The 24,102-nt window shown below is 69.6% G+C and carries 28 protein-coding genes and 1 riboswitch; of the genes, 19 read left to right on the top strand and 9 right to left on the bottom strand.

Annotated elements, in window-relative coordinates; genetic code table 11:
• Positions 1 to 12 precede the first annotated feature (12 nt).
• The 4 genes from ACEVFP_RS09820 to ACEVFP_RS09805 are packed head-to-tail and all read left to right on the top strand — an operon-like array spanning position 13 to position 3,711.
• Positions 13 to 501 carry a hypothetical protein gene (locus tag ACEVFP_RS09820; RefSeq protein WP_375003678.1) on the top strand — a complete coding sequence of 163 codons (489 nt, stop codon included), beginning with the start codon at positions 13 to 15 and terminating at the stop codon, positions 499 to 501.
• Positions 502 to 546: 45 nt separating this feature from the next.
• Positions 547 to 1,233, top strand: a complete 687-nt coding sequence (locus tag ACEVFP_RS09815) for a YcnI family protein (protein ID WP_375003677.1) — start codon at positions 547 to 549, stop codon at positions 1,231 to 1,233.
• On the top strand, positions 1,226 to 1,759 hold the full coding sequence (locus ACEVFP_RS09810; RefSeq protein WP_375003675.1) for a copper resistance protein CopC: 534 nt from the start codon (positions 1,226 to 1,228) through the stop codon (positions 1,757 to 1,759). Before ACEVFP_RS09815 ends, ACEVFP_RS09810 begins: the two co-directional genes overlap by 8 nt.
• Positions 1,756 to 3,711, top strand: coding sequence for a cytochrome c oxidase assembly protein (locus ACEVFP_RS09805; protein ID WP_375003674.1), 1,956 nt, complete (start codon positions 1,756 to 1,758; stop codon positions 3,709 to 3,711). Before ACEVFP_RS09810 ends, ACEVFP_RS09805 begins: the two co-directional genes overlap by 4 nt.
• A gap of 44 nt (positions 3,712 to 3,755) precedes the next feature.
• On the opposite strand, the gene ACEVFP_RS09800 is transcribed toward ACEVFP_RS09805, so the two are convergent.
• Both ACEVFP_RS09800 and ACEVFP_RS09795 read right to left on the bottom strand, forming a co-directional pair.
• Positions 3,756 to 4,685 carry a phosphotransferase family protein gene (locus ACEVFP_RS09800; protein WP_375003673.1) on the bottom strand — a complete coding sequence of 310 codons (930 nt, stop codon included), beginning with the start codon at positions 4,683 to 4,685 and terminating at the stop codon, positions 3,756 to 3,758.
• A gap of 139 nt (positions 4,686 to 4,824) precedes the next feature.
• Positions 4,825 to 5,442, bottom strand: coding sequence for a superoxide dismutase (locus ACEVFP_RS09795; RefSeq protein ID WP_375003672.1), 618 nt, complete (start codon positions 5,440 to 5,442; stop codon positions 4,825 to 4,827).
• Positions 5,443 to 5,641: 199 nt separating this feature from the next.
• Between ACEVFP_RS09795 and ACEVFP_RS09790 the strand changes: the two genes are divergently transcribed.
• From ACEVFP_RS09790 to gcvP, 10 genes are all read left to right on the top strand, one after another.
• Complete coding sequence (locus tag ACEVFP_RS09790; protein ID WP_375003671.1) at positions 5,642 to 6,220, top strand: CDP-alcohol phosphatidyltransferase family protein; 579 nt, start codon at positions 5,642 to 5,644, stop codon at positions 6,218 to 6,220.
• On the top strand, positions 6,217 to 7,005 hold the full coding sequence (locus tag ACEVFP_RS09785; protein ID WP_375003670.1) for a DUF881 domain-containing protein: 789 nt from the start codon (positions 6,217 to 6,219) through the stop codon (positions 7,003 to 7,005). The genes ACEVFP_RS09790 and ACEVFP_RS09785 overlap by 4 nt, the downstream gene beginning before the upstream one ends.
• Positions 7,002 to 7,334, top strand: a complete 333-nt coding sequence (locus tag ACEVFP_RS09780; protein WP_375003668.1) for a small basic family protein — start codon at positions 7,002 to 7,004, stop codon at positions 7,332 to 7,334. The genes ACEVFP_RS09785 and ACEVFP_RS09780 overlap by 4 nt, the downstream gene beginning before the upstream one ends.
• Positions 7,327 to 8,064 (top strand): DUF881 domain-containing protein, encoded by a 738-nt coding sequence (locus ACEVFP_RS09775; protein ID WP_375003667.1) that lies wholly within the window; start codon positions 7,327 to 7,329, stop codon positions 8,062 to 8,064. Before ACEVFP_RS09780 ends, ACEVFP_RS09775 begins: the two co-directional genes overlap by 8 nt.
• Before the next feature lie 28 nt (positions 8,065 to 8,092).
• Positions 8,093 to 8,470: a glycine cleavage system protein GcvH gene (gene gcvH / locus ACEVFP_RS09770; RefSeq protein ID WP_375003666.1), complete on the top strand. Its 378-nt coding sequence runs from the start codon at positions 8,093 to 8,095 to the stop codon at positions 8,468 to 8,470.
• A 111-nt stretch (positions 8,471 to 8,581) separates the two neighbouring features.
• On the top strand, positions 8,582 to 9,019 hold the full coding sequence (locus ACEVFP_RS09765; protein ID WP_375003665.1) for an FHA domain-containing protein: 438 nt from the start codon (positions 8,582 to 8,584) through the stop codon (positions 9,017 to 9,019).
• Positions 9,016 to 9,723, top strand: a complete 708-nt coding sequence (locus ACEVFP_RS09760) for a MerR family transcriptional regulator (protein ID WP_375003663.1) — start codon at positions 9,016 to 9,018, stop codon at positions 9,721 to 9,723. Before ACEVFP_RS09765 ends, ACEVFP_RS09760 begins: the two co-directional genes overlap by 4 nt.
• A 5-nt stretch (positions 9,724 to 9,728) precedes the next feature.
• The gene (locus tag ACEVFP_RS09755) at positions 9,729 to 10,205 is read left to right on the top strand and encodes a bifunctional nuclease family protein (RefSeq protein WP_375003662.1); all 477 of its coding nucleotides are present in this window, start codon (positions 9,729 to 9,731) and stop codon (positions 10,203 to 10,205) included.
• 165 nt (positions 10,206 to 10,370) lie between these two features.
• Complete coding sequence (locus ACEVFP_RS09750; RefSeq protein WP_375003661.1) at positions 10,371 to 10,949, top strand: MerR family transcriptional regulator; 579 nt, start codon at positions 10,371 to 10,373, stop codon at positions 10,947 to 10,949.
• A 98-nt stretch (positions 10,950 to 11,047) separates the two neighbouring features.
• Positions 11,048 to 11,136, top strand: a riboswitch (glycine riboswitch).
• 64 nt (positions 11,137 to 11,200) lie between these two features.
• A complete protein-coding gene (gcvP, locus tag ACEVFP_RS09745) occupies positions 11,201 to 14,047 on the top strand; it encodes an aminomethyl-transferring glycine dehydrogenase (protein ID WP_375003660.1) in 2,847 nt (948 codons plus the stop codon).
• Between the two features lie 10 nt (positions 14,048 to 14,057).
• On the opposite strand, the gene ACEVFP_RS09740 is transcribed toward gcvP, so the two are convergent.
• Positions 14,058 to 14,804, bottom strand: a complete 747-nt coding sequence (locus tag ACEVFP_RS09740) for an alpha/beta fold hydrolase (protein ID WP_375003658.1) — start codon at positions 14,802 to 14,804, stop codon at positions 14,058 to 14,060.
• 180 nt (positions 14,805 to 14,984) lie between these two features.
• Here ACEVFP_RS09740 and ACEVFP_RS09735 point away from each other — a divergent pair, with 180 nt between their 5' ends.
• Genes ACEVFP_RS09735 through ACEVFP_RS09725 form a run of 3 tightly spaced genes read left to right on the top strand, consistent with a single transcriptional unit; the run spans position 14,985 to position 16,247 of the window.
• Positions 14,985 to 15,350 carry a hypothetical protein gene (locus ACEVFP_RS09735; protein WP_375003656.1) on the top strand — a complete coding sequence of 122 codons (366 nt, stop codon included), beginning with the start codon at positions 14,985 to 14,987 and terminating at the stop codon, positions 15,348 to 15,350.
• Positions 15,343 to 15,765, top strand: coding sequence for a hypothetical protein (locus ACEVFP_RS09730; protein ID WP_375003654.1), 423 nt, complete (start codon positions 15,343 to 15,345; stop codon positions 15,763 to 15,765). Before ACEVFP_RS09735 ends, ACEVFP_RS09730 begins: the two co-directional genes overlap by 8 nt.
• Positions 15,766 to 15,812: 47 nt before the next feature.
• Positions 15,813 to 16,247, top strand: a complete 435-nt coding sequence (locus tag ACEVFP_RS09725; protein WP_375003652.1) for a hypothetical protein — start codon at positions 15,813 to 15,815, stop codon at positions 16,245 to 16,247.
• A gap of 6 nt (positions 16,248 to 16,253) precedes the next feature.
• Here the strand turns inward: ACEVFP_RS09725 and ACEVFP_RS09720 are convergent, their stop codons facing one another.
• The 5 genes from ACEVFP_RS09720 to ACEVFP_RS09700 form a co-directional block, all read right to left on the bottom strand.
• On the bottom strand, positions 16,254 to 17,105 hold the full coding sequence (locus ACEVFP_RS09720; protein WP_375003651.1) for a hypothetical protein: 852 nt from the start codon (positions 17,103 to 17,105) through the stop codon (positions 16,254 to 16,256).
• Positions 17,106 to 17,168: 63 nt separating this feature from the next.
• The gene (gene cobA, locus ACEVFP_RS09715; protein ID WP_375003649.1) at positions 17,169 to 18,371 is read right to left on the bottom strand and encodes a uroporphyrinogen-III C-methyltransferase; all 1,203 of its coding nucleotides are present in this window, start codon (positions 18,369 to 18,371) and stop codon (positions 17,169 to 17,171) included.
• A gap of 7 nt (positions 18,372 to 18,378) precedes the next feature.
• Positions 18,379 to 19,692 carry a sulfate adenylyltransferase subunit 1 gene (locus ACEVFP_RS09710; protein WP_375003800.1) on the bottom strand — a complete coding sequence of 438 codons (1,314 nt, stop codon included), beginning with the start codon at positions 19,690 to 19,692 and terminating at the stop codon, positions 18,379 to 18,381.
• Between the two features lie 5 nt (positions 19,693 to 19,697).
• Positions 19,698 to 20,630 (bottom strand): sulfate adenylyltransferase subunit CysD, encoded by a 933-nt coding sequence (gene cysD / locus ACEVFP_RS09705; protein ID WP_375003647.1) that lies wholly within the window; start codon positions 20,628 to 20,630, stop codon positions 19,698 to 19,700.
• Between the two features lie 13 nt (positions 20,631 to 20,643).
• Entirely contained in the window at positions 20,644 to 21,441 is a 798-nt protein-coding gene (locus tag ACEVFP_RS09700) for a phosphoadenylyl-sulfate reductase (protein ID WP_375003645.1), read from the bottom strand.
• A 200-nt stretch (positions 21,442 to 21,641) separates the two neighbouring features.
• Here ACEVFP_RS09700 and ACEVFP_RS09695 point away from each other — a divergent pair, with 200 nt between their 5' ends.
• A complete protein-coding gene (locus ACEVFP_RS09695; RefSeq protein WP_375003644.1) occupies positions 21,642 to 22,262 on the top strand; it encodes an L-threonylcarbamoyladenylate synthase in 621 nt (206 codons plus the stop codon).
• A gap of 2 nt (positions 22,263 to 22,264) precedes the next feature.
• Entirely contained in the window at positions 22,265 to 22,954 is a 690-nt protein-coding gene (locus tag ACEVFP_RS09690) for an alpha/beta fold hydrolase (protein ID WP_375003643.1), read from the top strand.
• On the opposite strand, the gene ACEVFP_RS09685 is transcribed toward ACEVFP_RS09690, so the two are convergent.
• A complete protein-coding gene (locus ACEVFP_RS09685) occupies positions 22,943 to 24,091 on the bottom strand; it encodes an MFS transporter (RefSeq protein ID WP_375003642.1) in 1,149 nt (382 codons plus the stop codon). The two genes, ACEVFP_RS09690 and ACEVFP_RS09685, sit on opposite strands and share 12 nt — an antisense overlap.
• Positions 24,092 to 24,102 lie beyond the last annotated feature (11 nt).

Here is a 24,102-nt window from a genome sequence, read left to right as displayed (position 1 = left end):
TATGCTGCGGGCATGATCGAGGGTCGGATCCTGCGTGCGACGGCAGCCAGTGTCGTCGTCGCCCTGTGCGGGACCGCGGCCCACCTGTTGGCCGGTGGGGACGTCGCCGCGTGGGCGGCCCTGCTGCTGGTCCTCGGGGTGCTTCCTGTCGCTCTCCTGGTGACGGCACGGCGGCTCGAGACCGGTCAGATGCTCGGGCTGCTCCTGCTGGGACAGCTGGCATCGCACGCTCTGGCGGGCCACACCACGGGCGACGGATCGGCCATGCTGCTCGCGCACGTGCTGGCTACGGTCGCCAGCCTCGGCGTGCTGCGACACGGCGAGGGCGCGTGGTGGCGCGTCGTCGACGCGTTGGACCTCCTGGTGCGCCGGGCCATGCCCCGACGGCGAGTCGTCGTGCCACGTCCACGCGTCGTGGTGGCCGCGAGCGAGCCGTGGTTCCCCCGGCTGACGGCCCTGGTCACGGGAGTGGGCGGGCGTGCCCCGCCGGCGGGCGCCTGAGCGCCCGCCCATCACCACTTCCGCCAGACCACAGCAAGGAAATCCATGTCACGCATGCCCGCGCGCCTCGGCGCGCTCACCCTGTCCACCGCGCTCGTCCTCGCTGCCGTGCCCGCCACGGCCCACGTCACGGTGTCGTCGCCCGATGCCGCGCAGGAGGGCTACGGCAAGCTCGTCTTCCGGGTGCCCAACGAGTCCGACACCGCAGCCACCGACAAGCTCACGATCACGCTGCCGGAAGACACTCCCTTCGCCCACCTGACCGCGGGGACCAAACCCGGGTGGGACGTGGAGATCGAGACGGCCGAGCTTCCCGAACCCGTGGAGAACGGCGACGTGATCCTCACCGAGGCGCCGCGCACCGTCACGTGGACGGCCACCGGCGACGGCATCGCCCCGGGGGAGTTCGACGAGTTCTCGCTCTCCGGCGGTCCGTTCCCAGCAGCCGAGGAGATCAGCTTCGGAGCCGCTCAGGCCTACGACGACGGCGAGGTCGTCGACTGGGCCGAGGAGGCCACGGGTGATGAGGAGCCGGAGAAGCCCGCACCCCTCCTGCCGCTCGCGCCAGCCGGCGAGGACGGCCACGGCGACGGGGCCGAGGGGGTGGACCAGGCCGCTGCCGAGACGGAGGACTCCTCTGACACCCTCGCACGGGGCCTCGGCCTGGCGGCCGTCCTGCTGGCTGCCGGCGCCCTGGTTGCCGCACTGCGACAGAATCGACGCCGTGCGTAGTCGTCGGACCGGTCTCGTGACCCTCCTGGTGGGGTGCCTCACCGTCGGTGGCCTGCTGATCGGCACGCTGGGGCCGGCGGCCGCGCACGCGGCGCTCATCGGGTCCGACCCCGAGGACGGTGCGAGGCTGCCGGCACTGCCGGAGCAGGTGACTCTGGAGTTCAACGAACCGGTCGGGGCCTCCAGCGAGGTCGCGGTCACCGCACCGGACGGCTCCACGATCCCGGTCGAGGACGTCTCCGTCCTCGACCGGGAGGTCACCGCGACGGTCGATGCGTCGACGCTTCGCGGCGAGCACGTCATCGCCTACCGTGTGGTCTCCGCTGACGGCCATCCGGTCACCGGACAAGTCGTGGTCACCACCACCGAGGGTGAGAGCCCCGAGCAGTCGAACGCCCCGGAGACCACCGGGCAGGACGAGAGCTTCGTGCACCGTCATCGCGAGCACCTCCTGTGGGGCGGGCTCGTCGGTGTGGTGGCCGTGGCGCTCATCCTGCTGCCTCTCCTGCGCAGGCGGAGCCCGTGACAGCAGCCGTCCGTACCGCGTTCGCGACCTTCCTGCTCGCCGCTGCGGCGCTCGTCATGGCCCTCGCGGTCGGTGGCGGCGCACCGCAGGCGGTGCCGCAGGGCATCGCGGACGCCGGACCACTGGTCGGCTGGGGTCTGCCGCTGGTGACACTGGCATCGCAGGCGGTGGTGGTCCTGCTCGTGGGTCTGCTGCTCGCGGTCGTGGCACTCATGCCGTCGAGCGACGACGGAGCGCAGGGCATCGCCGTGGACGCGGTGCGGGCGGCTTCACGGTTCGCGTGGGCCTGGTCGGTCCTGAGCCTGGTGCTGTTCTGGTTCACCGTCGCCGACACCTTCGCCCGGCCGCTGAGCACCTTCACGCTGCCACTGATCACCGAGCTGCTCGGCACCTCCACCGGTCAGGTGCTGATCTTCCAGGCGGCGGTGGGCGCGATGGTCGCTCTCGTGTTGCGGTGGACGCTCTCGCTGCGCACGATCGCGGTCCTGCTGGGCGTCGTGCTTGCCTCGTTCGTCCCGGTGGCCTTCACGGGGCACTCGGCACAGGCGGGGTCACATGATCTCGCGGCCGTGAGCCTCTTTCTGCACCTGGTCGGTGTGACGCTGTGGGTGGGTGGCCTGGCCGCACTGGGGTGGGTGGCCTGGCGTGGCTCCAAGAGGTTCGCGCCCGCCCTGCGACGATTCTCCACCCTGGCTGTCTGGGCCTTCGTGCTCGTCGGGATCTCGGGGACGGTGAATGCCTCGGTGCGGCTGGGCACGGTCTCCGCGCTGTTCGACAGCGGCTACGGGACTCTCGTGCTCGCCAAGATCGTGGCGCTGGTGGTGCTCGGCTGCTTCGGCGTCGTGCAACGACGCCGGTTGGTCCGTCGTGAGGCCGGGTTCCTGCCGGTGGCGGTCCTCGAGCTGCTGGTCATGGCGGCCACCGTCGGGTTGGCGGTGGCTCTCTCGCGGACCCCGACGCCGGTGGGTGAGATTCTGGTGACGCCTGCCCAGGAGCTGCTGGGAGGTCCGATGCCGCCGGAGCCGGCGTTCGGTGACTTCCTGTGGGGGTTCACGGCCAACGGTGTGGGACTGGCTGTCGTCGGACTCGGTGTGGCTCTGTACGTGAGCGGCCTGCTCACGTTGCGACGCCGTGGCGTCGCGTGGCCGGTGGGCCGTAGCGTTGCCTGGTTCAGTGGCATGGCGCTCATCGCCTGGGCGACGTTCGGCGGCCTGGGCGTCTACGCGCACGTGATGTTCAGCGCCCACATGGTCTCCCACATGATGCTGGCGATGGTGGCGCCCATCCTGCTCGTCCTCGGCGCCCCGGTGACCCTGGCCCTGCGCACGTTGCCCGGCCCACGCCAGGAGGGAGATGTCTCGCCACGCACGCTGCTGACGTCGTTCCTGCACAGCAGGCTCATGCGTCTGCTGACGCACCCGGTGGTGGGTCCGGCGATGTTCGTCGCCAGCCTGTATGCGCTCTACTTCACGCCGCTGTTCGGGTACTTGATGCGCAGCCACTGGGGTCATGCGGCGATGGAGCTGCACTTCCTGCTGGTCGGCTGCCTGTTCTACTACGTCCTGATCGGGGTGGACCCGTCTCCGCGCCGCATCCCGCCCATCGCACGGTTCGCGCTGATGCTCATCACACTGCCGTTCCATGCGTTCTTCTCGATCGCGATCATGTCCTCCGACCAGGTGCTCGCGCCGGACTACTGGGACCTGCTTGACCGGCCCTATGCGACGGACCTGCTCTCCGACCAGTACCTGGGAGGCAGCATCTCCTGGGCTCTGGGCGAGGTGCCGCTCGTACTCGTCATGCTGGCGTTGCTCGTGCAGTGGTTCCGCAGCGACATGCGAGACGCCAAGCGCCTTGACCGCCAGGCCGACCGCGACGACGACGCTGCTCTCGCGGCCTACAACGCACGTCTGAAGGCGATGGCCGAGCACGAGAGCCGCCGCGACCGCTAGGCATAGGCCGGCCGGGCGCTGGCTCTGATCCCTACCAGGCGATCTCAAGCACGGATTGCGTCCTCGATCTCGGGACGGCGAAGCATGGATGCGCACCACAGAAAGTGGCCGTCCGTGCCGTCCGTGCCGTCCGTGCCGAAGTGGGCGTTGGTGATGATGGCGTAGGCGGCTCGGTAGAGGGCGTAGGGGAGCGGGTCATGGTCGAATCGGGCGGCGAACTCTGCACTCAAACGTTCTTCGGACTCGCGAGCGTTGGCCCCGTACATGTCGAAGATGCTTGCGGTGATCGCGGCATCGAATCGCGGATCGCCCAGAGTCGTCAGGAACCCGAAGTCCACGATGCCGGCGACCTCGCCGCCCTCGACCAGGACGTTGGCCGGGATCAAGTCACCGTGCAGGAGTCTCATGGAATCCGGCTGGGGTAGCGCGCGGAGCTTGGTCAGGAGCAGCCGAACCAGGTCGTCGATGTCGCTGATCTCTTGCCGGAGCAGATCCGGGCGGGCGGTGAAGCGCCGGTGGGCGAGGTCGGCCAGCTCGCTGGCGAATCCGTCGTCGTTGGTGAATGGGGCTTCGCCGGGGAGGATCGGCAGTTCGTTCAGTTCCGGGTCTCTCGCATTGGACAGCCCTGCCAGTGCGTCTCCCATGAGGCGTGCTTCTTCGTCGCTGACAACGGGTGGGTCATGAGCGCCATCGGGGCGTAGCGGCTCACCTGGGACCTTGTCTTCGATGGTGATAGCGAGGTCGGCAGTCTCCAGCACGTCAAGTGTCCGTGACACGCGAAATGGAAGTGATGATCGCGCGAGTGCTGCGCCGAAGCGCATCCGGCACGCGAGGTCCTCAGGTACGTGGCTGTGCCAGACCTTGGCGACCTCGGTGGGCGACAGGTCGACCACTTCGCCTTCCATGCCTGCACCGATCACGCCGCCAGGAGTCCAACCGTGACTTCGGAGCAACTCCAGCACGCGACCGTCCATCGCGATCAGCCTAATGGGTGGCGAGCCGGTGGGTCGTCCGACGTCGAGGACGGGGGCGTGGTCGTCTTTCTCTACGACCTGACACGACGACGGCGCCGCTCCCACGAGGGGAGCGGCGCCGTCGGTGTGAGACGTCAGCTCAGAAGATGACCTGACCGCCGCTGGTGGCGGCGGTGAAGCGCTCCTGCGCGTCGGCCCAGTTGGCGATGTTCCAGAACGCCTTGACGTAGTCGCCCTTGACGTTGAGGTAGTCCAGGTAGAACGCGTGCTCCCACATGTCGAGCTGCGAGACGGGGATGAGCGTCGCCGGGATGTTGCTCTGCTGGTCGTAGAGCTGCACGATGACGAGCTTCTGGCCGAGGGTGTCCCAGGCCGTGATCGCCCAGCCTGAGCCCTGGATGCCGAGGGCGACCTGCTCGAACTGCGCCCGGTAGGCGTCGAAGGAGCCGAAGTTGTCGTCGATGGCCGCCGCCAGCTCGCCGGTCGGCTTGTCGCCGCCGTCCGGGGAGAGGTTCTTCCAGAAGATCGAGTGGTTGATGTGACCGCCGAGGTTGAACGCGAGGTTCTTCTCCAGCATGTTGACCGTGCTGAAGTCATTGGCCTCACGTGCCTGCTCGAGCTTCTCGAGCGCGGTGTTGAGTCCGTTGACGTAGTTCTGGTGGTGCTTGCTGTGGTGCAGCTCCATGATCTGGCCCGAGATGTGTGGGTCCAGTGCTCCATAGTCGTACGGCAGGTCGGGCAGGGTGTAGTCAGCCACGCGTCCTCCTCGGTGTGGGGCCCCGACGGGCCCGTGGTGAAAGTGGTGTCGTCTCTCGGCCAGTCTGTCAGCCCCCGCCGCACGTGCAAGAGGGTGTCCAATCTGCGCGGCACTGCCCGGCGCGTCGGCCCGATGTCCTAGGCTGATCGGCGTGTCGCCTCGGCATGACGGCACCGAACCGGCGACAGGAAGGATCACCGTGACCGACGATCGCATCGTCACGATCCCGAACCTGCTGAGCTTCGTTCGGATCCTGCTCGTGCCGGTCTTCCTCTGGCTGGTCCTCGGGCCCGAGGCCGACGAGCTGGCCCTGGGTGTGCTGGTCGTCTCGGGCATCACCGACTACCTCGACGGCAAGCTGGCGCGCTCGTTCGGCCAGATGTCGAAGATCGGCGCGATCCTCGACCCGGTCGCCGACCGGCTGTTCATCCTGGCCGTCGTCATCGGCCTCGGGCTGCGCGACATCATTCCGTGGTGGCTCGCCGTCATCCTGCCGCTGCGGGACGTCTTCTTGTTCAGCCTGGTGCCGTTCCTGCGGACCCGCGGCTACAGCTCGCTGCCGGTTCACTTCCTCGGCAAGGCTGCCACGGCCGGACTTCTGTACGCCTTCCCCCTGCTGCTGCTGGGTGACGGTGAAGGCACCATCGCCAACCTCGCCCAGGTCTTCGGCTGGGCGTTCGCCATCTGGGGCGTCGCGTTGTACTGGTGGGGAGGCATCCTCTATGCCTTCCAGGTGCGCCGGCTCCTCGCCACCACGGACCGGATCCGCAAGGCGTGAACGCGCGACGGCCGGCCGAGAGCCTGATCGAGGAGATCACCGACTCCGCGCTCGACGACGACTACTACCTCGTGCGGGCGGGCGAGGCGGAGCAGGACGGTTCGCCCAACACGGTCTGGGTCGGCCTCGTGATGGCCTGCTTCGCCACCCTGGTGACGGTGGCGGCACTGCAGACCTCGGTCGATCGCCCGTCGCGGGCACTGGAACGCAACGCCATGATTGCCGACATCGCCGCCGGTCGTGACCAGCTCACCCAGGGGCAGAAGACGGTGCGGGAGCTGGAGAAGGAGATCCGCGCCCTGGGGGCCGGCGAGATCGCCGGGAGCGATCGCACCGCCGGGCTGGACGTCGTCAGCGGCGAGGACGCGGCAGCCGGACCGGGTGTGGTCGTCACGCTCGAGGACGGGGCGACCTGGCAGGAAGGTTCCCGTGTCTCGGCCGCTGACCTGCGCATTCTCGTCAACGAGCTCTGGTACGCCGGTGCCGAGGCGATTGCGGTCGGGGAGCAGCGCATGACCAGCCTCAGTGCCATCACGACGGTCGACGGTGTGGCCCAGGTCAACTACCGTCCGATCACGTCCCCGGTGAGCGTCCAGGCGCTCGGCGACGCGGCGACGTTGCAGGACCGCCTCGCAGCCGGCGGCGCCGGGCGCTACCTCGCGGAGCGCGAACAGACTGACGGACTACGTGCGAGCGTGTCATCATCGGACCACGTGGCGCTCCCGTCAGCTTCCAGGGGTGCTGAGTCCTTGGATCATGCCCAGGCCGTGGAGGAGGACCGATGATCCCCGTGGTGGGCCTGCTGGGCGGCGTCGCGCTGGGGCTCTATCTGCAGCCCGAGGTGCCGATCTGGCTCCAGCCCTACCTGCCGATCGCGATCGTCGCGGCGCTGGATGCCGTCGTCGGTGGTGCTCGGGCGCTGGGGGAGCGGCGCTTCGACGACCGCGTGTTCGTCATCTCGTTCGTCTCCAACGTCCTGATCGCCTCCACGATGGTCTACCTCGGGGACCAGCTCGGCGTCGGCTCACAGCTGTCCACCGGGGTCATCGTCGTCCTCGGCATCCGGATCTTCGCCAACGCAGCGGCCATCCGCCGCAGGATCTTCCATGCCTGAACGCACGACCAGGTGGCGTGGCTCCTCCCGTCTGCGGAGTCAGCTGATGGTTGCCCTGCTGGTGGGCGTCCTCGGGTTCACCATCGCCGTCCAGCTCCGTGACCAGGAGGAGGCGTCCGGGTACTCAGCGATGCGTGGCGTGGAGCTGGTCGAGCTCCTGAAGTCCGTCGACGCGGCCAACGAGCGCCTGTCAGGACAGGTCGAGGACCTCTCGCAGACCCGTGAGGACCTGCTCAGCTCGCAGGATCGCTCGGAAACCGCGACGCGTGAGGCCGAGCTGCGTGCCGAGCAGCTGGCGATCCTGGCCGGCTCGGTCGGCGCGGAGGGCCCGGGCGTCCGGCTCCGGATCGAGGACCCCGACAGCACCATCGACTCCGGTGTCCTGCTGGATGCCGTCGAGGAGCTGCGCGCTGCCGGCGCCGAGGCGATCGTGATCAACAGCTCGGCCCGGGTGGTCGCCCAGACGTACTTCCTCGACGACGAGAGCAGCGTGCGCGTGGGCGGGCGCGAGGTGACGGCCCCGTACATCATCGAGGCGATCGGGGATCCGGCGACGCTCGATGAGGCACTCTCCTTCCGCGGAGGCACGGTCGAGCGCATCGCCGGGCGCGGCGCCAAGGCTTCGGTGACGGCTGTTGAGAAGATCACGATCACCGCCCTCGCAGACGTGAAGTCACCCGAGTACGCTCGTCCTGACGTCCGTGAGGACGATGTGCCACAGACGCCATGACGACCATCAACCGACGCCAGGAGCGCCCGTGATCCCTGAAGACCTGCACTACAGCGAGGAGCACGAGTGGGTGCGGCTCGAGGACGGCGTGGCCGTCATCGGCATCACCGACTTCGCCCAGGACCAGCTGGGCGACATCGTGTACGTCGACCTGCCCGAGGCGGGTGAGCAGGTCGAGGCCGGCACGGTCATCGGCGAGCTGGAGTCCACCAAGTCGGTCAGCGACGTCTTCTCCCCGCTCTCCGGCGAGGTCCTCACCCGCAACGAGGCCCTGGACGGTGCAGCGGAGGTGGTCAACTCCGACCCTTACGGAGAGGGCTGGCTGATCAAGGTCAAGCCGTCGCTGGACGATCCGTCCGAGGCCCTGCTCACCCCTGAGCAGTACACCGCCCTGGTCTCCGCCTGACCTTCCCGCTCTTGCACGGTCCTGCGCGCTGCGCGGGTGCTAGGTTGAGGTCAGGCGACGAGCACGCCGAGCCGACCAGTGCGACTTCCCCAGATCCAGGAGTGAAAGCCGATGACCACCGGTGACGACGAGCAGCAGGTGCCGCCGTCGGACGAGACGACACACATCCCGCTCATCGAGGCCGACACCGAGGAGATGACGGCTGCCGACGTCGACGCCGTGGAGAATCTCCCCGCCGGCAGCGCGATGCTCTTCGTGCAGCGTGGTCCCGGAGCCGGCGCCCGGTTCCTGCTGGACACCGACAGCGTCACGGTGGGGCGGCATCCCGACAGCGACATCTTCCTCGACGACATCAGCGTCTCGCGTCGTCACGCCACCATCACGCGCGGTGATGAGGGGTTCGTCGTCTCCGACCTCGGCAGCCTCAACGGCACGTACGTCAACCGAGACCGCATCGAGCGCGACATCGCCCTCTCCGGCGGTGACGAGGTGCAGTTCGGCAAGTACCGTCTGATCTACTTCTCCGGCGCCGTGGCGGGGCGCGCGTGACCGAGCCCCTGCCGAAGGTCACCCGCCTCGGCATCGGCAAGGTGCTCGAGGAACTTCGTCCAGAGTTCCCGACACTGACGATCAGCAAGATCCGCTACCTCGAGGACGAGGGACTGCTGGAGCCGGAGCGCACACCGTCGGGCTATCGCAAGTTCTCCTTCGACGACGTCGAACGGCTGCGGTTCATCCTGCGTCAGCAGAAGAAGTTCTGGCCGCTCAGCAACATCCGGCAGCTGCTGGACGACATGGACCGTGGCTTGGTTCCGCAGACCGAGCTGGATGCGGTGACGCGTGTCCCGGAGGTGGTCGTCGACGACGACGGCCTGCCGCCGCCGCAGAGCTTCCTGGAGGGGCGTAGCCAGCTGCGTCTGAGTCGTCAGGAGGTGCTGGACTCCAGCGGCATCAGCAGCGACCTCCTGGAGCAGGTGGAGGAGCACGGGCTGATCCGGCGTCGGCCCAGCCAGCGGTACTACGACGGTGACGACCTGGTGATCGCCTCAGTGGTCAAGGAGTTCGCTGCCCGGGGGCTGGAGCCCCGGCACCTGCGTCACTTCGCCACCGCGGCGGACCGTCAGGCGTCGCTGTTCGAGCAGGCCGCCGGACCCCGCGGACGTGAGAATGATCCGGCCGAGACCTTCGCCGAGATCGCCGCCCTGGCGGTGCGTCTGCAGACGGTGCTGGTCCGAGAGCGGCTCAGGGGTTGATCGTCGTGCGGGAGGTCGAGGTCGTCGGCGTCCGGGTGGAGATGCCCACCAACCAGCCGCTGGTGCTGCTGCGCGAGTCCGAGGGCTCGCGCTACCTGCCGATCTGGATCGGTGCCGTGGAGGCCTCGGCGATTGCTTTCGCGCAGCAGGGCGCGCAGACGCCCAGGCCGTTGACGCACGAGCTCATGCAGCACATCGTGCAGGCCCTCGGGGAGGAGCTGCAGGAGGTGCGCATCACCGACGTCGAGGACGGGGTGTTCTTCGCGAGCCTGCTCTTCTCCTCCGGCGCGAGTGTCGATGCGCGGCCGTCTGACTCCATCGCCCTCGCCCTGCGTACCGCCAGCCCGATCCTGTGCTCCGAAGATGTTCTGGATGCGGCGGGGATCCAGTCCTCGCAGGACGAGGACGAGCAGGTGGCACGGTTCCGCGAGTTCCTCGATGCGATCGATCCGGAGGACTTCGAGACCGGGCAGGAACCCTGATCCACCGAGGCTCAAGTCGAGGTCGAGACTTTGTGGAGCGACGCGCCCCTGCGGTGGTTGACCGGGAAAAGTCTCAGCCTTACCTTGAGACTGCTACCGGTTGAGGACACGGATGTAGTTCCTTCAGGGTAGTCTTCCCCACATCACCTTCTGGAAGGCACTTGCATGATCGAGCGACAGGGCGAGGACGAGCAGTCGCACCTCGAGGAGCAGGCCGGAGACCAGGGCCTGTTGTTCAACGACGACCTCGCGCCCCTTCCGGAGGACACGGGTTTTCGCGGTCCCACGGCCTGCAGCGCTGCGGGCATCACCTACCGGCAGCTGGACTACTGGGCGCGCACCAAGCTCGTGGAGCCGACGGTGCGCTCGGCCACCGGGTCGGGCACGCAGAGGCTGTACTCCTTCAAGGACATCCTGCTGCTCAAGATCATCAAGCGTCTGCTCGATGCGGGCGTCTCCCTGCAGCAGATCCGCACCGCCGTCGACCACCTGCGTCAGCGCGGCACCGACGACCTCACCGAGGTCACCCTCATGAGTGACGGTGCCAGCGTGTACGAGTGCCGATCGGCCACGGAGGTCGTGGACCTTCTGCAGGGTGGTCAGGGTGTCTTCGGGATCGCCATCGGCGGTGTCTGGAAGGAGATCGAGGGCTCCCTGCACGAGCTGCCCAGCGAGCGGACCATCGCCGAGGACCACAGCGACGACGAGCTCTCGGCCCGGCGTCGCGCCCGCCTCTCCAGCTGAGCCCCCCACCTGCCAATTCCCATGACGTCATGGGAATTGGCCGCACCGGGGCGGGATGGGCGTGAGTCGTGTTGGACGCTGGTAGATTGAAGGTGCTGCGGACACGCGTGGGAGAGATCGCGCAGGCGGCGCCGAAGGGGCAATTCCTCCCCGGAACCTCTCAGGCACCAAGGACCACGTGGACGAGGCGCCCTGGAGCTCAGCGGTGACAGGTGGGGAGACACACCAGATGCCGACCCACCGGAGTCCCGATGCCCCAGCTCGATCCGCCCGCCCGCGAGGACGTCTTCGCTGACCGTCACATCGGCCCACGGCCCGCCGACATCGAGTCGATGCTGCGCCACGTGGGCCATGACTCGCTGGACTCCCTGATGCAGGCTGCCGTGCCGAAGGGCATCCGGTCCGGGCAGGAGCTCACACTGCCCGCACCGGCCAGCGAGCCGCAGGCTCTGGCCAACCTGCGGGCACTGGCGGAGCGCAACAACCCGGGAGTCTCCATGATCGGGCTCGGCTACCACCCGACGATCACGCCGGGTGTCATCCGCCGCAACGTGCTGGAGGACCCGGGCTGGTACACCGCGTACACGCCGTACCAGCCGGAGATCTCCCAGGGCCGCCTGGAGGCGCTCCTGAACTTCCAGACCATGATCGCCGACCTCTGCGGTCTCACCACGGCCAATGCCTCGCTGCTGGACGAAGGCACCGCGGCTGCCGAGGCCATGACCCTGGTGCGACGTGTCGCCCGTGGCAAGGACCTGCGGCCCATCGTCCTGGACTCCCGGCTCCTGCCCCAGACGCTCGCGGTGGTGCGGACCCGCGCCGAGGCGCTGGCGATCGACGTGCTCGAGGTGGACCTCGGGGCCGAGGATCTCCCGGGCGACGTCGCGGGTGCGATCATCGCCTATCCCGCTGCCGACGGCGCCGTCACGGACCCCGCACCGGTGATCGAGGCCGTGCACGCCGCCGGCGGTCTGGCGGTGGTGGTGGCCGATCCGCTCGCCCTGGTGCTGCTGCGTTCGCCGGGTTCACTGGGGGCTGACGTGGTCGTGGGTTCCAGCCAGCGCTTCGGCGTCCCGATGTTCTACGGTGGACCCCATGCCGGGTTCATGGCAGTACGTGACGGCCTCGAGCGCCACCTGCCGGGGCGGCTGGTCGGTGTGTCGGTCGACAAGGCCGGGCGGCCCGCGTACCGCCTGGCGTTGCAGACACGCGAGCAGCACATCAGGCGTGAGAAGGCGACGTCCAACATCTGCACCGCCCAGGTCCTGCTGGCGGTGGTGGCCGGGATGTATGCGGTCCACCACGGCGCTGAAGGGCTGCGGCGCATCGCCACGAACGTCCACCACGCGGCGGCCACGCTCGCCGAGGGCCTGACCCGTGCCGGGGTCGAGGTCACCCGCGAGACGTTCTTCGACACGGTCGTCGCACGAGTGCCCGGTGAGGCGGAGGCAGTGGTGGGCCGTGCCCGGGCCGCCGGGATCCACCTGCGCCTCGTCGACCCCGACCACGTGGCGATGAGCACGTCGGAGGTCACGACGACCTCGCACCTGCAGGCAGTGTGGCGGGCATTCGGCATCGAGACGGCCGTGCCTCACGACGTGGCGTCCGCACTGCCCGACGCGCTCCTGCGCGAGGACGACATCCTCACCCACCCGGTCTTCACCGAGCATCGCAGCGAGACGCAGCTGCTGCGCTACCTGCGCAAGCTGCGTGATCGGGACTACGCCCTGGATCGCGGCATGATCCCGCTGGGCTCGTGCACGATGAAGCTCAACGCCACCGCAGAGATGGAGCCGATCAGCTGGCCGGGCTTCGCCGACCTGCACCCGTTCGTGCCGGCCGAGGACGCCGCAGGCATGATCGAGCTCGTCGAGACGCTGGAGTCCTGGCTGGCGACGGTCACCGGTTACGCCGCCGTCTCGGTGCAGCCGAACGCCGGTTCCCAGGGCGAGCTCGCCGGGCTGCTGGCCATCCGTGCGTGGCACCGCAGCAACGGCGACGAGGCCCGGGACATCTGCCTGATCCCCAGCTCCGCCCACGGAACCAATGCGGCCTCGGCCATCATGGCCGGCATGCGGGTGGTCATCGTCAAGGCGACGGAGGGCGGCGAGGTGGACCTCGACGACCTACGGGCCCAGTGCACCGAGCACGCCGACGATCTCGCGGCCATCATGGTCACCTACCCCTCGACCCACGGCGTCTACGAGGACGGCATCAGCGAGCTGTGCGACATCGTGCACGCCGCCGGTGGACAGGTCTACGTCGACGGCGCCAACCTCAACGCACTGCTCGGCCATGCCGAGCCCGGCAGCTTCGGCGGCGACGTCTCGCACCTCAACCTGCACAAGACGTTCTGCATCCCGCACGGCGGAGGCGGTCCCGGGGTCGGCCCGGTGGCCGTGGCGGCCCACCTGGAGCCGTTCCTGCCCAGCCATCCCATGCACCCTGTGGCCGAACGTCGAGAGGGGATCGGGGCGATCAGCGCGGCCCCCTACGGGTCGGCGGGGATCCTGCCGATCCCGTACGCCTACGTCGCGATGATGGGTGCCGAGGGGCTCACCGAGGCGACGTCGGTGGCGGTGCTGTCGGCCAACTACGTCGCAGCGCGGCTCAAGGGGGCGTTCCCGATCCTGTACACCGGCGAGAGCGGCCTGGTGGCCCACGAGTGCATCCTCGACGTGCGTGGTCTGTCCAAGGAGACCGGCGTGAGCGTGGACGACGTCGCCAAGCGGCTCATCGACCACGGTTTCCATGCGCCCACCATGAGCTTCCCGGTGGCCGGGACCTTGATGGTCGAGCCGACGGAGTCCGAGGACCTGGCCGAGCTCGACCGCTTCTGCGACGCGATGCTGGCGATCCGCGCCGAGATCGACCTGGTGGCGGCGGGGGAGTACCCCGAGGGGGACGACCCGCTGTCCCAGGCACCGCACGCCGGCCGTGAGCTGCTGGAGTGGCAGCACGCCTACCCGGTGGCCACCGGAGTGTTCCCGGCTGGGGAGACGCAGGACAAGTACTGGCCGCCCGTCGGACGCATCGACCAGGCCTACGGGGACCGGAACCTGGCTTGCTCGTGCCCCCCGGTGGAGGCGTTCGCCTGACGGGGTCGGCTCACTGTTGCTCCGCCCACCACTGCACGATCTGCTCCACCACGACCTCGGGGCTCCTCACCCAGCCGACGTGGTCGGTGGTGGCGCCCGCGGGAGCGTGCTCCGCGAGGTAGGTCCAGCGGGTCGTCGCCTCCGGCTCCAAGAAGAGGTCGACGTAGGCGTGGTTGGCTGCGGAGACTGCCAGCGCATCACCCTGGAGCTTGACCACGAGGGTGGGGGAGGTGATCCGGTGGGGCACCTCGAACGGCGGCCGCCCGGTCCGGACGAACCGGGCCCACTCACGCATGAGTGTCCGGGCGCCGGGGGCACCGAAGAAGGGACGTGGCAGGTAGCCGACGATCCTGGTCGCGACGGGCACACTGAGACCCATGAACAGGACCCCGAGGCCGCCGTAGGGGTAGCTGCGAAAGTGCGGCACCCCCGCGCCGACGGTGACGAACCCGTCGGCCGGCTGGTGGTGGATCTGGTGCATCGCCCCGAGCTGGGCGCCGAGGCTGTGTCCGAGCAGGATGACGGGCCGCCGGGGGTCCTCCTGCCGGGCCTCGGCGACGGCACGCCGCATCGACTCGACCTCGCTGCCGTAGCTCCAGTCGTGCCGGCGCGAGGCCGTCGGGCCGCCGCGCTCGAACCCGGAGGTCGGCAGGGTCCGGGCCTGCCAGCCCCGCGCGGTGAACGCAGCCTCCAGCGGACGGTAGTAGCCGGACGGGACAGCCATCGCGGCTGACGTGATGACGATCGGTGCGGTCACCGCGACATCATGGCAGGTGCGTCGTCGGCCTCTGACGGGTGTCGGACTGCGCGTGGACCTGGGTGATGTGGGCCTGGCCGCACCCTGTGAGGATCGGTCACCGTGATGCGTGCAAGACTCAGGGACGTCGACCCGCGATCGTCCGGATCGCTGCCGAGACCACTGGACACAAGGACCGTCGTGACCGAGCCGATCGCCATCGCTCTGGTACTGCTCTCCCTCGGTGGCGCCGTCCTCGCCGGGTGGCACACCTGGCGACGCGAACCGTTCAGCAATCCGCTGTTCTATGTCCTCAGTGCGCTCGAGGTCGCTCTCCTCGCCGCACTCGTCGGGGGATGTGTCGCCCTGGCACAGACCTCGCGCGACGTCGACGGCGTCCTGTTCGTCTCCTACCTCGTCACGGTCGTCGTGATCCCACCCGCAGCGCTCATCTGGGGCATCTCGGAGAAGAGCAGGTGGGGGACCGGGGTGGTCGTCGTCGCTCTCGTGACGGTCGCGGCACTCGTCCTGCGTGTCCACGGGATCTGGGAGGGGAACGTTGTCTGAGCCCACCCAGCACGGGTTCGGTCGTGCGCTCGTCGCGGTGTACGCCGTTTTCGCGCTCTCCGCGACGGCACGCTCGACCTACCAGCTCCTCAGCAAGGCAGGGGAGGCGCCGGTGGCCTACTCCCTGTCCGCGGTCGCAGGTCTGGTGTACCTGTTGGCTACGGTGGCACTGGCCACCGACCGGCGTGCGCTGGCCGGGTGGACGATCGGATTCGAGCTGCTCGGAGTGCTTGCGGTGGGCCTGGTGACCGTGGTGGACGGCGAGCTGTTCCCGGACGCCACGGTGTGGTCGGGCTTCGGCGCCGGCTACGGCTACGTGCCACTCGTGCTACCGCTGCTCGGTCTGTGGTGGTTGCGTCGCACCGGGGGAGAAAGGCCCCCGCGCACCCATACTGCGCGGGGACAGGACGATTGAATCCCGGTCGGGACGCGCAACCGGGTAGCGACACGGACCGGGAGGTCATGCACTTCCGGTCGAGCTGGCGCTTCGACGTCCCTCGTCGCGAGCTGTGGCAGGTCTTCGAGGAGCTCGTCGATGCGCCGGACCCGTTCATCTGGTGGCCCGGCCTGCACGTGGTCGATCGTGACGGGGACGAGATCGAGCTCGAGGCCCGCAGCGTCCTGGCATATCGTCTCCGGTTCCGGTTGCACGGCCTGACGGCCAGTGCTCCCGAGCAGATCAGCTTCCTGTGCGACGGAGACCTCCGGGGACGCGCGGCCGCCTCACTGATCGAGCACGGATCGGACGCGAGCAGTGCGCTGATCGACTGGACGGTCACGGTGAGGCGTCCGTGGATGCGCCGGACCCTGCCGCTGCTGCGGCCTGCCTTCATCGGTGCCCACCATCACATGATGCGTCGGGGACGCCTCGGACTGCGCGCCCACCTGGAGCGCTGAGCGGGCTCAGTCGAGCCCACAGGCCGACTGCAAGTACGTCTTCAGCGCCGTCCTGGTCTCATCGGGCAGAGGCAGGGAGAAGGCGGCACCGTCAGGAAGGTCGTCGGCCAGCACACGCACGCCGAACAGGGTGCCCACCTTGTCGTCCGCGAGCGCGTGCGCGTCGCACCGGGCGGGGACGACGCGCAAGGCTGTCTGGAGCACCGGGTCGTCCGGTCCGAGCCTGACGCCCAGGTCGTCGTGTGGGTCCTCGATCGTGGTGAACAGGACCGTGGGCTCGAATCCGCCGAAGCGGACGTCGTCGCGCCGCCCGGTCGGCGCGAGCGTGACGGGCACCTCCAGGACCGGACGCGCGTCAGGGTGGACGACCTGCGGTGCGCCGACGGTGAGGTCGGCTGCTTCCTTCAGCGTGTGACGCGCACAGTCACCGTCCATGGCGCGAGTCACGGCGCCGTAGCGGTCGACGGCCGTGCCACGTGAGGTCCGCCCCTGGTCGCCGAACCGGTAGGTGAGCTCGACGTCGGCTCGGAGGTGATCGTTGGCGTTGGGCTCGGCGCCGCACCGTGATGGTGGCAGCTCGAACTCCAGATCGCGCTCGTAGCCCGCTGAGACGGTCTCCTCGCCCTCCCAGACGACCGGCTCGAACCGGTCCGACTCGAGCACGAACCCGGTGATGTGCATCGGCTCGTCGCCGTGGTTCGTCACCCGGAGAAACACCTCACGACCTTGCCGCTCCATGCGGGACTGGTCGAGGTGCAGCGTGACGCCTTCCGGCAGCACGGTCGTCTCCGCAGACGGTGAGCAGCCGGCCAGCAGGCCGCCGAGGAGGAGTCCGAGCACGGGGAGCGTGGGGCGCACGCTCCATGGTCCCTCATCCGGCGTACCGCGGCCGACAGTTCGCGCCCCACCCCGGCGAGCGGCCTACGAGGACCCGTCCCAGTGCGGGCTGAGGCGCACGACGTCGCCGATGACGGTGATCGCCGGCGGTCGTGCTCCGGCCTCCTCCGCTCGGGCCGCAATGGTCCGCAACGTGCCGACCGTGGTGTGCTGGGTGTCGCTGAATCCACGCTCGACCACCGCCGCAGGGGTCTCGCCGCAGTGACCGGAGGCGATGAGCTCGGCGGCGGTCTCGGCGAGCCGCTTCACCCCCATCAGCAGGACCAGGGTGTGCTGACCGCCCGTGGGCAGTGCGTCCAGCTCCTCATGACCCGTGACGACGCTGAACCCCGTGGCGAGGCCCCGATGCGTCACGGGGATGCCCGCGGCCGCGGGCACCGAGATGGCGCTGGTGACCCCGGGGACGACCTCGACCGGGACCCCTGCTGCCTCGCAGGCCTGGCGTTCCTCGCCGCCGCGACCGAGCACGTAGGGGTCCCCACCCTTGAGGCGCACGACGACGCGGCCGGCCCGTGCGTGCTCGACGAGCAGCCGGTTGATCTCCTCCTGCGGAACGGGGTGGTGGTCGGGCTTCTTGCCGACGTCGACGACCTCGACGTCGGGCGCCAGCTCCGCGAGCACTGAGGTCGGGGCGAGCCGGTCCACGACGACGACATCGGCCTCAGCCAGCAGGCGCCGCCCCCGGGCGGTCAGCAGGTCCGGGTGCCCCGGGCCGCCCCCGACCAGCGCGACGAAGCCCTCGGGATGGTGCGTGCGGTGCCGCAACGGCAGCTCACCAGCCTGCAGGGCCGCCGAGACGGCATCTCGCAACCGTGCGGCGCGTCCCGCGTCACCGCCGCCGCTGACAGCCACCATGACGTCGTCGACGCGGGCGACCGCAGGGACCCAGGCCGTCGCCCGGTCAGGGTCACCGCCCTTGAGGCACCAGGTCTGCTGCCGCTCGGCATCGGCGGCCACCTGGTCGTCCACCTCCGGCACGCCGGTGGCGGTCTGCACGAGCCACGCGCCCTCCAGGTCGCCGTCTGCGTAGCCACGTTCGTGCCACGTGAGACGACCGGACTCGGCCAGCTCGGTGAGCCGCGCCGTGAGCGTGGGGGAGATCACCGTGATGTCCGCACCGGCGTCGACGAGGGCGTGTACCCGACGCGTCGCCACATGGCCCCCTCCCACGACCACCACCGGCCGACCGGCCAGACGGAGCGTGAGGGGAAAGCTGCCCTCGGTCATGGACGGCTCACACCGCAGCTGTGCCAGATTGCCGCCCGTGGCCCGGCGCCCCCGCCGTGGACAACAGTGCATCGCCGACCATGCCCGCCGCGAGCGTCGTGCCGTCCTGGGCGTCCACCAGCAGGAACGATCCGCCCGCCCGCGAGTGCAGGTACTCCTCGGCCGGGATCGGCGATGCCAACCGGAGCCGGACATGTCCGATGTCGTTCAGGCCGAGCGTCTCGGACGGTTCCAGGCGGGCGGCGTCGAGGTCGAGCCGGCCGCCGATCTCGGTGACCATCGCCTGCACGGTCCTGGTCCCGTGCTTGAGCAACACCTTGGTCCGGGGGACCAGATCGTGGTCGACGAGCCAGGCCACCGTGCCGTCGATGTCCTGCGTCACGGCCGGGACGCTGCGAGAGGTGACGATGAGGTCGCCGCGGGAGATGTCGATGTCGTCGCTCAGCCGCAACGTCACGGACTGCGGCGCGAAGGCCTCCGTGAGCTCGGTGCCCGCGGCATCGATCCCTGCCACGGTGCTCGTGCGGCCCCCTGGCTGCACCGTGACCGGGTCGCCCACGCGCACCAGCCCGGAGGCGATCTGTCCGGCGTACCCGCGGTAGTCACGGAAGGACTCATCGGCAGCCGACTGAGGTCGGATCACCAGCTGCACGGGCAGGCGCAACGGCTCGGAGTGGGGTGCACCGACCGGTGAGATGGTCTCCAGCAGGGCCAGCACGCTGGGGCCGTCGTACCACGGCGTCCGGCTGGACGTGTCGACGACGTTGTCACCCACGAGAGCCGATACCGGGACGGTGGTGACGTCGCTCAGACCCAGACCGGCCGCGGTGCTCAGCACGTCCGCGGCGACGCTCCGATAGGTCTGCTCGTCGTAGTCGACGAGGTCGATCTTGTTCACCACCACGATCACGTGCGGCACGCGCAGCAGCGAGGCCACGGCGAGGTGACGTCGGGTCTGCTCCTGCACACCCTGGCGAACGTCCACCAGCACGACCACGACGTCGGCAGTGCTGGCGCCGGTGACCGTGTTGCGCGTGTACTGCACGTGCCCAGGGCAGTCGGCCAGGATGAAGGAGCGCTCGGCCGTGGCGAAGTACCGGTAGGCGACGTCGATCGTGATGCCCTGCTCACGCTCGGAGCGCAGCCCGTCGGTCAGCAGCGCGAGGTCGGTGGTCTCCATGCCGCGGTCGCGGCTGACCCGCTCGACGGCGTCGAACTGGTCGGCCAGCACGGACTTGGAGTCGTACAGCAGCCGTCCGACGAGGGTGGACTTGCCGTCGTCGACGGAGCCGGCCGTGGCCAGCCGCAGCAAGGTCGGCATGCTCATCAGAAGTAGCCCTCCTTCTTGCGGTCCTCCATGGCGGCCTCGGAGATCCGGTCATCGGCGCGGGTGGCGCCTCGTTCGGTGACGCGGGTCGCAGCCACCTCCGTGATGACGGCCTCGACGTCCGCCGCATCGCTGCGAACAGCGCCGGTGCACGACATGTCCCCGACCGTGCGGTAGCGGACCAGCTGGGTGGAGACCGGCTCGGACTCCCTGGGAACCGCGTGCTCACCGACCGCCAGCAGCATGCCGTCACGCTCGAAGACGTCGCGCTCGTGCGCGTAGTACAGGCTCGGCAGCGCGATGTCCTCCCGGCGGATGTACTGCCACACGTCGAGCTCGGTCCAGTTGCTCAACGGGAAGACGCGGACGTGCTCGCCGGGCCGGTGCCTGCCGTTGTAGAGGTTCCACAGCTCAGGACGTTGGTTGCGCGGATCCCACTGCCCGAACTCGTCGCGCAGCGAGAAGACACGTTCCTTGGCGCGAGCCTTCTCCTCATCGCGCCGACCGCCGCCGAACACGGCGTCGAACCGGTGCTCCCCGATGGCGTCGAGCAGCGGCTGGGTCTGCAAGGGATTGCGGGTGCCGTCGGCACGCTCGCGCAGCCGGCCGTCGTCGATGTAGTCCTGCACGCTCGCCACGACGAGCCGCAGGCCGAGCCGCTCGACGGTGGCGTCACGGAAGGCCAGGACCTCGGGGAAGTTGTGGCCGGTGTCGACGTGCAGGACCGGGAACGGCACGGGGCCGGGCCAGAACGCCTTGGTGGCCAGGTGCAGCATCACGACGGAGTCCTTGCCGCCGGAGAACAGCAGCGCCGGGCGCTCGAACTCCGCCTGCACCTCGCGGATGATGTGGATCGCCTCGGACTCCAGCCACTCCAGCTGGTCCAGGAGGTAGGACGGGCGCGTCGGCCGCGCGTCATCAGTGACGGTCATGAGTTCCTTCTCATCAGGTGTGCAGGCCGCACTCGGTCTTGTCCAGACCGGCCCAGCGGCCGGCTCGGGGGTCCTCGCCGGGGGCGACACGCCGTGTGCAGGGTGCGCAGCCGATCGACGGGTAACCGTCGTGGACGAGGGGATTGACGATCACGTCGTGGTCGTCGGCGTACGCGAGGACGTCGTCGAACGTCCAGGCCGCCAGTGGGTTCACCTTGACGAGACCGTTCTTGTCGTCCCACGTGACCAGCGGGGTGTCGGCACGCGTCGGACCCTCGTCGCGCCGCACGCCGGTGATCCACACCTCGTACTCGGCCAGGGTCCGGGTGAGGGGCTCGACCTTGCGCATGGCGCAGCATGCCGCGGGGTCGCGGGCGAACAGGTCCTTGCCGTGCTCGGCGTCCTGCTCGGCGACCGTGCGTTCAGGGGTGACGTCGACGATGGTCAGCTCCATGGAGGACTCCACGGCGTCACGGGTGCCGATCGTCTCGGCGAAGTGGTAGCCGGTCTCGAGGAACAGCGTGTCCACCCACGGCAGGTGTCGGGCGACGACGTGGGGGAGTACGGCATCGGCCATCGAGCAGGCCACGGCGGTGCGGTAGCCGAACGTCTCGGCCACCCAGGCCAGGACCGCGTCGTGGTCAGCATCGGCGGGCAGGGCGGCGCCCTGCCCGGCCAGTGCCTTCAGCTCCGCGGTGCCGCGACGGGGTCCGAGCACCTGCTCACGGGTGCGGTGGTGCTCCTCGCGCGCCGCATCGTGCGCGAGCTGTCGCTCGCGACGCTCGGCCAGCGTCGGTGTCGCGTCACTCATGGCGCTCCTCTCGGGTACGTGATGGGGCGGGGTCGAAGTGGGATGGGGGTCGAACCCATGGTCGATGGCCAGCGTAATTTGCCTGTGGCCCTTCGACGGACGATGTCTACTGGGTGGACACCGGTGTGTGGACGGTTTCCGGGGCCCTGCCCGCGCGTCGTCCCTCGGGGACGCTCAGCCTCCTTCGCTACGCTTCGGACATGGCACGCCTCATCGACATCCACCCGCAAAATCCCCAACCGCGAGCAGTCGAGCAGGCCATGCAGGTCGTGCTCGACGGAGGGCTGCTGGCCTATCCGACGGACTCTGGGTACGCCCTCGGAGCGCAGCTGGGCAACAAGGACGCGTTGGAGCGCATTCGTGCGATCCGCAGGCTGGACGACAAGCACCACTTCACGGTGGTGTGCAAGGACTTTGCCCAGCTGGGCCAGTTCGTGCACGTGGACAATGCCATCTTCCGCGCTGTCAAGAACGCGACGCCGGGGCCGTACACGTTCATCCTCCCGGCGACACGCGAGGTGCCTCGCCGGCTGCTGCACGCCAAGAAGAAGACCGTCGGTGCCCGCATCCCCGACCACGTCGTCGTCCAGGCGCTCCTGGCCTCGTTGGGAGAGCCACTGCTCAGCAGCACCTTGATCCTCCCCGAGCAGGAGGAGGCCATGACCGAGGGCTGGCTGGTCAAGGAGGAGCTGAACCACCAGGTGGATGCCGTGGTCGAGTCCGGTGACGTGACGGCCGACCCGACGACGGTCATCGACTTCGCCGACGGGACCGCGGAGGTCGTGCGCGAGGGCGCCGGCGACAGCTCCCGGTTCCTCTGAGCATGGGTGCTCCGCTGATCGTGCTCGTCCCGGGAGCGGGCGGGTCTGCGTGGTACTGGCATCGCGTCGTGCCACTGCTGCAGGCCGGTGGGCGTCGGGCCGTGGCCGTCGACCTGCCCGGGAACGACCCGGACGCGGCACTGCTCGACTCCGTCGACCGGGTGGTCTCTGCTGCGCGGGACGGTGGCGAGGTCGTGCTCGTGGGGCAGTCGTTCGGTGGCTTCAGTGCCTCGGCGGCCGTCCCGCGGCTCGAGGTGCGCGAGCTGGTCCTGGTGAACGCCATGATCCCGCTCCCCGGTGAGTCAGGCGCGCAGTGGTGGAAGGCGGTCGGTCAGCGTGCCGCCCGTCGGGAGGCCGAGGCGGCGGCGGGCCGTGATCCCGATGCGGGATTCAGCCTCGAGACCGTCTTCTTCCACGACCTCTCGCCGCAGCTCGTCGCCGCGGCACTCGAGCACGAGCGTGAGCAGGCCGAGCGCGCCTTCAACGATCCGTGGCCGCTCGAGGCGTGGCCCGAGGTCGCGACCCGGGTGCTCGTCGGCGACGACGACAGGCTCTTTCCGCCGGAGATGCAGCGGCGAGTGGCGCAGGAGCGTCTGGGCCTGCCCGTGCAGACACTGCCGGGCGGGCATCTCAACGCGCTCAGCCGTCCCGAGGAGCTGGCTGCGGCCATCCTGTCCGGCTCAGCCGACTGAGGCGTGGCGGCGGCCCGCGACGGCGACACCGACACTGGTCGCCAGCAGGCCCGCCACCATCACCATCGCCACGTAGCCGGGCACGGCAGCCACCAGCAGCGTGACCAGGTACGGCGCAGCGAAGCCCACGTAGGTGAGGCTGTAGAACACCGCGTTCACGCTCGCCAGGTCGCCTGGATGTGCGACCTCCTCGACCGTCCGCAGGCCCCCCACGAGGATCAGCCCGTACGCCGCGCCGAGCAGCACGCAGATGATCGGCACGGGCCACGCCACACCGGCGGCGGCCGCAGCCGTGGCCAGGAGGAACCCGGCGATTCCGGCGACGCCACCGGTCAGCAGCGTCGCGGTGATCGACAGGCGCCGCCCGACGGGCTGCAGGAGGATCCCGGCAGCCAGTGTGGTGGCGACCAGGACACCGCCGACGGCGATGTGGGGCCCGGGCACGGCGACGATCGACGGAATGGCGGCGAACGCCAGCGTCGCCCCGCCGAAGACCCACGGTGCCGTCGGTACGACCTGGGTGAGGAAACGCCGTGAGGTGATCGCCCTGCGGACGCCGCGCACGAGGTCGTCGCCGTGGCCCGCGTCAGAGGCGGCAGGCTCCGGGGCACGCCACATGACGGCCCAGACCAGCACGGTCAGGACCAGGTGCGGGACATAGGGCACGACCGTCGGGTGAGCGACCCATTGGCCGAGGACGCCGGCGACGAGGGGACCGGTGCCGAAGCCGGCGGTCAGGGCGATGGCGGCACGCCGCGCGCCCACACCCGGCGCGGCGGCGGAGAGCTCCTTGACCCATGCGGTGCCCGGCGCGAAGGCGGCCCCGGACGCGATCCCTGCGAGGAGCCGTCCGAGGAGCAGGAGGAGCGAGGAGTCCTGGCCGAGGATGAGCACGACCGTGGCCACGAACGACAGGACCAGGACGGGGCGCAGGACACGACGGCGCCCGAGTCGGTCGGAGATCGGGGCCACGATCAGCAGTGCGGGGATGAGTCCCGCGGCGTAGGCGCCGAAGAGCGCCGTGACCTCTGCGCTGCTGGCACCGTGGGACTCATAGACGGGCAGGATCGCCGCGAACTGGTTGGCTCCCCACCCGACGGCAAAGAGGGCCAACGCGGCCCGCATCCACGGCGGCACACACTCAGGGT

The sequence above is a fragment of the Aeromicrobium sp. CTD01-1L150 genome (assembly GCF_041951745.1).
In the GTDB taxonomy this organism is placed as follows: domain Bacteria; phylum Actinomycetota; class Actinomycetes; order Propionibacteriales; family Nocardioidaceae; genus Aeromicrobium.
This window is presented reverse-complemented; position numbering and strand designations above follow the sequence as displayed.